The following is a 9,467-nucleotide window of genomic DNA, read 5'->3' as shown; positions in this document are numbered from 1 at the left end:
GGAGGGCCATAGAGCTTGGAGCAAAGCCCTGGGCTGAGGACAGAGCGGTTGAATGCCTGAGGCCCCTCTCTCAGCTCAGGGACTCGCTTGAGATCTACACGTACCCCAGGTGCATGGGGGAGAACTCCTGCAGGAGGGCTGGCCTCGAGCCAGTGGTGCTGGGAAGCATAGGCGAGGAGACGAGCGCTGAGGACACCGTGAGGGCGGCCAGGGATATGGAGAGAATCGGAGTGGATCTCCTGCTCTTCATTGGCGGTGATGGTACGGCTAGGGACATATGCAGAGCCATAGGCACGAGGCTCGTCTGCCTGGGGATCCCGGCAGGGGTAAAGGTTTACTCCTCAGTCTTCTCAGCCAGCCCCAGGGCCGGTGGCGAGCTAGCCCTCAGGTTCCTCAGGGGTGAGGTGAGCGAGGTCGTGGAGGCCGAGGTCCTGGACATAGATGAGGATGCCTTCAGGAATGGGAGGCTCTCCGTGAGACTTTATGGCTACCTGAAGATCCCCTACGATTCCGGTTACGTGCCGGGTGGTAAGATCCCCTCCTCCCACTCCGAGAGCCACGATAGGGAGGCCATAGCGGCGGAGCTCCTCGAGACGATGGAGGGGGATGTGATCTACCTGGTAGGGCCGGGCAGCACGACCAAGGAGGTTATGAGGGCTCTTGGCCTGGACTTCAGTCCACTGGGCGTCGATGCCATCCTGAACGGGAGGCTTATTGGGAAGGATCTGAATGAGAGGCAGATACTGGAGCTCATCTCGGGGAGGAGGGCGAAGATCGTGGTCACACCGATAGGCGGCCAGGGCTACGTTTTCGGGAGGGGGAATCAGCAGATCAGTCCCGAGGTCATCAGGAGGGTGGGAAGGGAGAACATCGTGATAGTCGCGACGAGGGGGAAGCTCGAATCCCTGCACGGGAGGCCGATGCTGCTTGACACCGGTGATGAGTCCCTGGACAGGGAGCTGGCGGGCTACTACAAGGTGATATCAGGCTACAGGGAGTATACGATCTACAAGGTGATTCCGGCCCTCCCTCAGGAGTCCTCGGGGTGATTCTCACCTCCCTTCTCCCCCACGGGCGGGCCCGATCGGGGCATCGACGCCTGGGAGGGGGCTCGCGAGACTGGGAAAGATATCTGGGATTCGCGGGGCCCCCTTCAGTCGCCCTGAGCATAGGAGTTGAGCTGCTCCGAGATACCTAGAGAGCTCACCCTTCCCTCTAGGAACCTCCTGATGGGGCATGCCCCGACCCTCCTGCGTAAACGTGCCCATGATGAATGCGAGATGCTGCATTGACCCTCTCTCATCAACTTGAAACCGCTTTCCAGGAAAGGGGGGTGATGGAGCGAGGGAAATACCTCCTGATACCGCCACGGGTGATGTCATAGCCTCATAGCCCCGTAAAGGGGATCGAATCCGGGGAGATACCTATCTAGAGCTCTGATTAGAGGATTTCAGCGCATCGGAGTCTCTCGGCTAACTCATCACCTGGCCGTCTCCCCGCCGTCTATGACGACGCACGTTCCCGTTATGTAGGAGGACTCCTTAGAAGCCAGGAAGGCGAAAAGAGCTGCTATCTCCTCTGGAGAAGCGTGCCTGCCAATCGGTATCGTCTTGTTAACCTCCTCAATCATCTCCGGCGTGTACTCCGCGAGCTGCATGGGGGTCAGAACGTACCCGGGGCACACAGCCACTACCCTGAGCCAGGGTGCGAACTCCAACGCGAGTGTCTTGGCGAGGAGTATCAGGCCGGCCTTGGAGGCGTTGTAGTGGGCGTAGTAAGGGTGGCCCCTCATGCCGTTCGTCGAGGCTGTGAAGAGTATGACGCCCTCCCTCTGCCTCACCATCATCCTCAGGGCCTCCCTCGCGCAGAGGAAGGCGCCCGTCAGGTTGACGTCTATCACCCTCTTCCACTCCTCATAGCTTATATCCAGGAAGGGGGTCCTGTAACTTATCCCCGCGTTGGCTATGAGGACGTCAACCCCTCCGAGCCTCCTCTCCACCTCCCTGAAGGCCCTCATGACCTGCTCCTCTGAGGAGACGTCAGCGACGGCTCCCCCCTCAATCCTCGGATTCTCGGAGAGGACCCTCCTCAGTCCCTCCTCGTTCACGTCTATTATGAAGACCCTCGACCCCTCCTCCACGAACCTCCTGGCGATTGCCAGACCTATGCCGCTCGCCGCTCCCGTCACCACCACCCTCTTGCCCGCTAGATCCGGGTACATGCGCATCCCCCGTTGAATTATGGTGAGATATAAAATTTTGAATATGGACCCACCTTTCCGACGACACCCAAGTCTCCGCTGAGGTGAGGTTTTAAGTTTCCGGGTGCGATTGGAATGAGGTAGCATGCCGAAGCTGGATCTGATCAGGAAGGTCGCCTCGAGTCCCAGGGTCAGCCCGGAGGTGCTCTCAGTCCTATCCAGGCTGAGGGAGAGGAGCATAATCAGGCTGATCTCCCAGAACCCGAATGCCCCTCCAGATGCCTTGGAGAGGCTATCAGCATCCGAGGACGAGGGTATCAGGATCCACGTGGCCTCCCACCCCAACTGCCCCGAGGCCGTCCTGAGGAGGCTGGCCGGCGATCCCTCTCCTGGGGTCAGGAGGGCGGTCGCGGAGAACCCAAAAGTCAGCGATGAGATCCTGGAGCTGCTCTCCCTGGATCCGGATCCGGAGGTGAGGGCTAAGGTTGCTGAGCGCGGTCATCCGGGAATACTGATGAGGCTCTCCTCGGATGAGAGCGAGAAGGTAAGGAGGGCCGTTGCATCCAACAGGAGACCCCCTGGAGGCCCTGGTCGGGGATCCTTCCGCTGAGGTGAGAGCAGCAGTCGCCGGGAATCCGGCGGCAGAGGGGATTCTGGAGGCGCTAGCTGATGATAGGGAAGAGCTCGTCAGGGTGGCCCTGGCGAGCAATGAGAAGCTTCCAGCTGCCATTCAGGAGAGGCTGCTGAGGGATCCCTCAAGGTACGTGCTCGAGGCTCTGGCGAAGAACCCCTCCGCTGAGCCGGGAGTCCTCAGGGCCCTGGCGGGGCACCCTGATGAGTGGATCAGGAGGGCGGTCGCCTCGAACAGGTCAGCTCCGAAGGAGCTGCTCACGGATCTTTCTAGGAATGGGAGTGAGAACGTGAAGCTTGCGCTCGCATCAAACCCGAAAACCCCTCCGGAAGTGCTGCTAAGCCTGGCGGGATCAGCCGGGGAGAGGCTGAAGCTCGCGCTGGCATCAAACCCGAACGCCCCAGAGAGCCTCCTGAGGATGCTATCGAGGGAGAGCAGCAGGGAGATACTACTAGCCCTCGCCGAGAATGTGAGTTGCCCTCCGGAAGTGCTGATGAGCCTGGCTAAGGCTGGGGATCCCGAAATCAAGGCAGCAGTTGCCAGGAACCCGAGAGCCCCTCAGGATGTCTTCGATGAGCTGGCCAGGTCCGGGAACGTTTACCTGATGATGATCGCGGCAATCGATCCTAGGACCAGGGTGGAGACCCTGAGGGAGCTCCTGCTCAGCGGGGACCCCGAGGTCAAGGACATGCTCGTGCTGAACCCCAGGTTCAGCCCTGACCTCCTTAGGAATCTGATAGAGGAGCCCACCCCGCTCCTCAAGGTCCTGATGGCCCTGGATCCCAGGACGAGCCCTGCCACCCTGAGGGAGCTCTCCAGGGAGGAGGATGAGGATATAAGGCTGGCTGTGGCTCTCAATCCATCGACACCCGCTGATGTCATCTCGGAGCTCTCAAAGGATCCCGACAGATTGGTGCGCGAGGTCGCCTTCGAGAGGATCTTCGGGGGCTCGGGTTAAAATATTCACAATAGTTATTTTTCAGGGATGGCCATGATGAGGTACAGGTGCGGTGTTTGCGGCTACGTATACGATCCCTCGAAGGGGGACGAGAGCAGGGGCATCGGGGCCGGAACGCCCTTCGAGGATCTCCCCGATGACTGGGTATGCCCGATCTGCGGCGCCCCGAAGAGCGCCTTCTACCCGCTGGAGGACGAGGACAGCATGGAGTGGTGACGTCAAGTCTCTTCAAAGATTTTTTAATCCACCGGGGGCCGCGGGATGATCATAATATGGGTGATACCGAACGAACTGGCCATATCTAGGATGCCCACCAGGAGGGAGGACCTGAGGCTCATCAGGGCCGCGGGCTGCAGGGCCGTGGTGTGCCTGGCCACGGAGAGGGAGCTGGCGCCCTTCTGGGGAGGCATACTCAGCTATGAGAATGCTGTAATATCGGAGGGCATGGACCTCTACTTCCTCCCAGTGGAGCCGGGAGACGCCCCGGATTTGAGGGAAATGCTGGACCTCCTCAGCTGGATCTCGTCCAGGGCCACAAGGGGGAGACCCGTTGCCGTGCACTGCTTCGCGGGCGTCGGGAGGGCCGGCACGGTCGCCGCGGCATACCTGATATTCACCAGGGGGATGACCCCCCAGGCAGCTCTCGATTACGTGAGGAGGATAAGACCTAATGCCGTCGAGTCCCAGAGGCAGGAGGAGTCCCTGATGAGGCTAAGCTCCACGATAAACCTCCTTCTGTCGGGGGAGATCCCGATTAGGGCGATACTCGAGCCGATAGAGACGAAGAGGCCCGGGGGCCTCAGGAGGCTCCTCTCCCTCCTGAGGGGCCGGCGAGCTCAGCCCTGAGGTGGGTGCAGGCAAGGCTTATAACGGGCAGATGGAAAGGGCCTTATGCTGAGGTACGACAAATCCCCGCCATTCCCACCGGAGGAGTTCCTGACGGTCAGGTACGAGGAGCTCTTGGGGTTCGTTAGCTCCGTGTTCTCAAGGCTGGGGGTTCCGGATGAGGATGCCAGGGTCGTGGCCGAGAACCTGGTGGCCGCCGACCTGAGGGGGATAGAGTCCCACGGCGTGGCCAGGCTGAGGAGGTACGTAGAAGGGATAAGGAGAGGAGCCGTCAAGGTGAGGCCGAACATAAGGGTTGTCAGCGAGGGTCCCTCCTTCGCCCTGGTGGATGGGGACTCCGGCCTGGGTCAGGTGGTGGGCAGCTTCTCGATGAGGCTCGCCATAAGGAAGGCGAGGGAGAGCGGATTGGGCTTCGTGACCGTCAGGATGAGCAACCACTACGGTATAGCTGGCTACTACGCGATGATGGCCCTCGATCACGACATGATAGGGGTCTCCATGACGAACTCCAGGCCCCTGGTCGCTCACACGGGGGCCCTGGGCAAGTGGCTGGGGACCAATCCAATAGCGGTGGCTGCACCCACGGTCAGGCCCCCGCCCTTCGTCCTCGACATGGCCACCAGCGTGGCCCCCATAGGGAAGATGGAGGAGTACTCCAGGTTGAGGAGGAAGGTACCGCTGGGCTGGGGCATAGACTCCCAGGGGAGGCCCTGCGACGATCCCGATGTCATAATGAGGGAGGGGGCCCTCCTGCCCCTCGGGGGGCTCGGTGAGGTGTTCGGTGGTCATAAGGGGTATGGACTGGCCCTTATGGTTGAGATATTCACGAGCGTGCTGAGCGGGGCGGCCATGCTGAGGGAGGTCGGTCAGACAGAGGCCCCTAGGCCCGCGAACGTGGGCCACTTCTTCATGGCCATCGACATCTCCAGGTTCATGCCCGTCGAGGAGTTCAAGGAGAGGATGGAGAGGCTGAGGGAGGCCCTCAAGGGAGCACCCCTCCATCCCGAGTTCGAGAGGATATGGATCCACGGGGAGAAGAGCTATCTCACCTCCCTCAGGAGGATGGAGGAGGGGATCCCCGTGCACAGGAGGGTTTTCGAGGAGATGAGGCAGATAGCCTTAGAGGTGGGCGTCGAGTTCCCCTGGGAGGCCTGAGCAGCCTTATCCTCTAATCCCCCTCAGCCGGGACGCGATGCCGAGGCCTCGAGGATCCTGTTGATGGCCTCCTCCAGTGCCCTGACGGAGGCCTCTAGTATGTCCCTGCTGGCTCCTGCTGCCCTAACCTCCCCCGAGGGTCCCAGAACGCTTATCATGAGCTCCCCTATGGCCTCGGATCCCGTCGAGACCGCCCTCAACCTGAACCTCCTCAGCGTTATGCTCGGGACCCCGCGCATCGACACCATGGCCTTTGTCAGCGCGTCCACGGGCCCAACCCCGTGGGATGATGAGACCGCCTCTCTCTCCCCGACGAGGGCCATCACAGTGGCTGTTGGTGTTATCCCGCTTCCAGTGACGACGACCCACTCCCTCACCCTGAAAGGCTTGGACCTCGCCCCCAGGACCTCCTCCGCTATGGACCTCAGCAGGGCCTCTGTTATTCTGACACCCTCTCCTGAGAGCTCCTTGATCCTCCTGAGGACGCTCTCCACATGCTCCTCACCGACCGCGTATCCCATCTCCTTCAGCACCTGCTGGACGGCCGTCCTCCCGGAGAGGCCGCCCACCCAGAACCTCCTCCTGCCCCCGACCTCCGCAGGGTCTATGAGCTCGTAGCTGGATGGATCGAGCGAGATGGCCCTGACGTGCACGCCAGCCTCGTAAGTGAATGTCAGGGTCCCGACGATGGGCGATATCTCGTGAACGGGTACACCGCTCAACCTCTCAACCACCTCGCTCAGGCTCGTCAGTAGCTCAGTCTTGACGTTCGTCTCCAGGCCCGCGAGCTTCCTGAGGGCCATGACGACCTGCTCGAGCGGTGCTATGCCCGCCTTCGGCCCCAACCCGTTGACCGTCACGTGCACCTGATCGGCACCCTCTATGGCCGCCACCACCGAGTTCGCGGTTGCCATTCCGAAGTCGTTGGAGAAGGTGACGCTTATCGGAACATCGAACCTCCCCCTCGCCTCCCTCACGATATCCCTCACCCCTTCAGGGAGGAGGGCTCCGACAGGATCGCTGAGGTTTATCCTGTCGGCCCCCTTGCGCAGAGCGATCTCGCAGGCCTCCCAGAGGAAACCCCTCTCCGCCCTCCCGAAGTCCTCGGCCGTGAACTCCACAGCAAGTCCCAGCGATTTGGCGAAGCTCACTGAATCCTCTATCCTCCTCAGAGCCTCCCTCTCGCTGATCCCAACTGCCCTGAGGAGCTGGCCGCTCACTGGAGTGAAGATGTTCACAGAGTCCACTTCAGTCTCCGCGGCAGCCCTGACGTCCTCCCTCAGGGCCCTGGCGAGGGCGCAGAGCTCCGGGCCTGATCCAGATCTTGAGATCCTCCTGACGGCCCTCACGACCTCCTCAGTGATCCTCCTCTCCCCCTCCGAGTAGGAGGGGAAGCCCACCTCTATGGCGTCGACCCCGGCCGTGTCGAGGTGGCTAGCAAGCTCTATCCTCCCCTCAAGGCCGAAGGAAACCCCTGGCACCATCTCGCCGAGCGTGAGCGTCGAGTCGAAGATCCTCACCCTCCTGGGGGGCATGTGCCAGCGGGGCGCCCCTGCTTAAAAACCCCAGGGGGGCTCAGGGGGCTGACATCCTCTCCCAGGCCCTCTCCGGGGGGCTCAGGGACTTGGAGGGCAGGGCCACGACCTCCACCTCAACGTGAACGGGAAAGGGGACGCTGCTCCCCATCCCCCAGATGAGGGCCTCGTGATCGGAGAGCGTCGGCAGGTAGGACTGTATGTCCTCCACCTCCGTGTACTTGGATATGGCCTCCTGATCGTTCCCGTTCCTGAGCCTGAAGCTGACCACGGTGTTCGCCTGACTTATCACGCTCTTGCTCACGTAAGCCGGCCTCTGCGTCACGACTATGAACCCGAGGTTGTAGCCTCCCGCCTGGCTTATCGCCTCAACAATTGACTGAGCGGCCCCGACCTCGTAGGGATCCCCGACTATCGAGAACCCCCTCTCCGGGACCAGGTACTGGGCCTCCTCGATGACCACTATCAGGGCGAAGTCCCCCTCTCTCCTCCTGGAGACCGCGTAACTTGAGAGCTCGTCTATCACGCTCTTCACGGTCAGGAACTGCTCCTCGTACCTCCTGTCGGATGAGAAGTCGATTATGACCAGGGGGTTCCTCCTAACCTCCTCCACAACGCTCATCCCTCCCCCGGAGTCCAGCCTGCCAGCCTCCCTCCTCAGCCTTGACTCTATCTCAGCGATCAGGGACTGCTTCAGCCTCATCTCCCTGGCCACCCTCCTGAGGCTTCGCAATGCGAGCTCCATATCCCCCTCTGCCTCCCTCAGGGCCGAGGTGAGGACCCGGTACGAGAGGGTCCCCGGCCTGTATCCCAACCTCCTGGCCACGGACTGGGGGCTCATCGAGCCAACCCTCGGCAGGAAGGAGGAATAGTCGTGGACGATCCCTCCCCTGGAGGCGAGCCTCTCGTACTCCCCCCTCCTGTCGAGCACCAGGAACCTCGGCCTCGGCCTAAGATCGGATGCCTTCGCTATCAGGCTGGCCACGAAGCTGCTGTTGTGGACGAAGGCCCCGTTGGCCAGGAAGCTCTGGGCCTCCGGCACATCCAGGTCGTAGACGTACCTGTCCTTCGTGTAGACCCTCCTGACGCTCACAACCCTCTCAAGGTTCACAGATGCCTTGTAGATGAGCCCCTCCCTCTTCGGAAGGGCGCTCACCCTCAGGAGCGTGCCCCCATCCATTCCCAGGCTCGAATCACCCCAGCTCTCGATCCTGTCCATGAGCACCCTGAGGGAGATGGGATCCACTAGGAAGCCGTTCTGGCAGAACCTCAGGGTGGTGACCCCCAGCATCGAGAGCAATGTGGACAGGGCAATAGCTCTCCTCTCCCCGCAGAGTATCATGGATCCTCCCCTGGAGTCGTGGATCGAGCACCTCACCAGAAGCTCCCTGAGGGCCCTGGCGAGAGGGTGGTACCTCCCCCCGAGCCCCTCCACCTCACTCGGGAGGTTGAGGATGGAGGAGAGACCCTGCAGGAGCGCCCTGGAGAGCTCGGGCGACCTGACGAACACCCCCCTCTTCTCCAGTATCCTGAAGTCGACGCCGGCCTCCAGGCAGGCGAGCCTCACGTCAGCTATGTCGGGGTCCATGATGAGGACCCCGTCCCTCATGGCCACCCCCGATGCCAGGGCTATGCCGATGAGCCTGTCGAGGTGATGGGCCCCCGACCCGGGGTTCAGGGCCACCCCCCTGGGGACGACCAGGTAGCTCTCCCTCATCCCCATCAGCCTCCTCGGGGTCGCAGCTATCAGGCTGCTCCCGTCAACGGTCACTAGGAGGCTGTGGTCCTCAGTCACCCTTATCCTCCTGCCCGTCGAGGTCTCCACCTCGTAGAGCTCCCCGTCGAGCGCGTGCCTGTAGATGCCGGCCACCCCGCACCACCTGGGGACCAGGTCGCTCCCCAGGGAGAGGGTCTGGTACCCGAGACCCCTGAGGTCCAGCAGGACATCCTCCTTGGCCTCCTTTGGGACCATCCTCTCGAAGAACCTCTCTATTGGGCCCACGAAGTACTCCCTCCTCATAGAATCGTAGAGCACGATGACGCTGTCCCCGGTCACGCTCTTCCCGCTCCTGGTCATCCCCGTGACGAACATGTGGCCCCTGGCCACGGCCGCGAGATCTATGGAGAAGGGGACCCCCGTCC

Annotated in this window: 9 protein-coding genes; 6 read left to right on the top strand and 3 right to left on the bottom strand. The window is 61.8% G+C overall.

The features are described from left to right. On the top strand, positions 1–1,049 hold a 1,049-nt coding region (locus BA066_05095; GenBank protein ID RDD53315.1), incomplete at its 5' end, for an ATP-NAD kinase. Between the two features lie 431 nt (positions 1,050–1,480). Here BA066_05095 and BA066_05090 read toward each other — a convergent pair. Then, on the bottom strand, positions 1,481–2,227 hold the full coding sequence (locus tag BA066_05090) for an SDR family NAD(P)-dependent oxidoreductase (protein ID RDD53314.1): 747 nt from the start codon (positions 2,225–2,227) through the stop codon (positions 1,481–1,483). Between the two features lie 118 nt (positions 2,228–2,345). Here BA066_05090 and BA066_05085 point away from each other — a divergent pair, with 118 nt between their 5' ends. From BA066_05085 to BA066_05065, 5 genes are read left to right on the top strand one after another with little or no spacing between them, the layout of a single operon-like run. Continuing rightward, positions 2,346–2,810 (top strand): HEAT repeat domain-containing protein, encoded by a 465-nt coding sequence (locus BA066_05085; GenBank protein ID RDD53313.1) that lies wholly within the window; start codon positions 2,346–2,348, stop codon positions 2,808–2,810. Beyond that, positions 2,758–3,789 (top strand): hypothetical protein, encoded by a 1,032-nt coding sequence (locus BA066_05080; GenBank protein RDD53312.1) that lies wholly within the window; start codon positions 2,758–2,760, stop codon positions 3,787–3,789. Before BA066_05085 ends, BA066_05080 begins: the two co-directional genes overlap by 53 nt. Positions 3,790–3,822: 33 nt before the next feature. Continuing rightward, positions 3,823–4,005: a rubredoxin gene (locus BA066_05075; GenBank protein ID RDD53317.1), complete on the top strand. Its 183-nt coding sequence runs from the start codon at positions 3,823–3,825 to the stop codon at positions 4,003–4,005. Positions 4,006–4,050: 45 nt separating this feature from the next. Continuing rightward, positions 4,051–4,635, top strand: a complete 585-nt coding sequence (locus tag BA066_05070) for a protein tyrosine phosphatase (GenBank protein RDD53311.1) — start codon at positions 4,051–4,053, stop codon at positions 4,633–4,635. Positions 4,636–4,683: 48 nt separating this feature from the next. Beyond that, positions 4,684–5,790 carry an Ldh family oxidoreductase gene (locus tag BA066_05065; protein ID RDD53316.1) on the top strand — a complete coding sequence of 369 codons (1,107 nt, stop codon included), beginning with the start codon at positions 4,684–4,686 and terminating at the stop codon, positions 5,788–5,790. A gap of 23 nt (positions 5,791–5,813) precedes the next feature. Here the strand turns inward: BA066_05065 and BA066_05060 are convergent, their stop codons facing one another. Beyond that, positions 5,814–7,325: a 2-isopropylmalate synthase gene (locus tag BA066_05060; protein ID RDD53310.1), complete on the bottom strand. Its 1,512-nt coding sequence runs from the start codon at positions 7,323–7,325 to the stop codon at positions 5,814–5,816. Between the two features lie 40 nt (positions 7,326–7,365). Next, on the bottom strand, positions 7,366–9,467 hold a 2,102-nt coding region (locus tag BA066_05055; protein ID RDD53309.1), incomplete at its 5' end, for a hypothetical protein.

This window comes from Candidatus Korarchaeota archaeon NZ13-K (assembly GCA_003344655.1).
Lineage (GTDB): Archaea > Korarchaeota > Korarchaeia > Korarchaeales > Korarchaeaceae > Korarchaeum.
The sequence above is the reverse complement of the archived record's forward strand: the minus strand, read 5'-3'. Positions and strand labels throughout refer to the sequence as shown.

Excerpts from the sequence above, each read along its gene's own strand:
- BA066_05090 (RDD53314.1), bottom strand. The coding sequence starts at position 2,227 with ATGCGCATGTACCCGGATCTAGCGGGCAAGAGGGTGGTGGTGACGGGA.
- BA066_05085 (RDD53313.1), top strand. The coding sequence starts at position 2,346 with ATGCCGAAGCTGGATCTGATCAGGAAGGTCGCCTCGAGTCCCAGGGTC.
- BA066_05075 (RDD53317.1), top strand. The coding sequence starts at position 3,823 with ATGATGAGGTACAGGTGCGGTGTTTGCGGCTACGTATACGATCCCTCG.
- BA066_05070 (RDD53311.1), top strand. The coding sequence starts at position 4,051 with ATGATCATAATATGGGTGATACCGAACGAACTGGCCATATCTAGGATG.
- BA066_05060 (RDD53310.1), bottom strand. The coding sequence starts at position 7,325 with ATGCCCCCCAGGAGGGTGAGGATCTTCGACTCGACGCTCACGCTCGGC.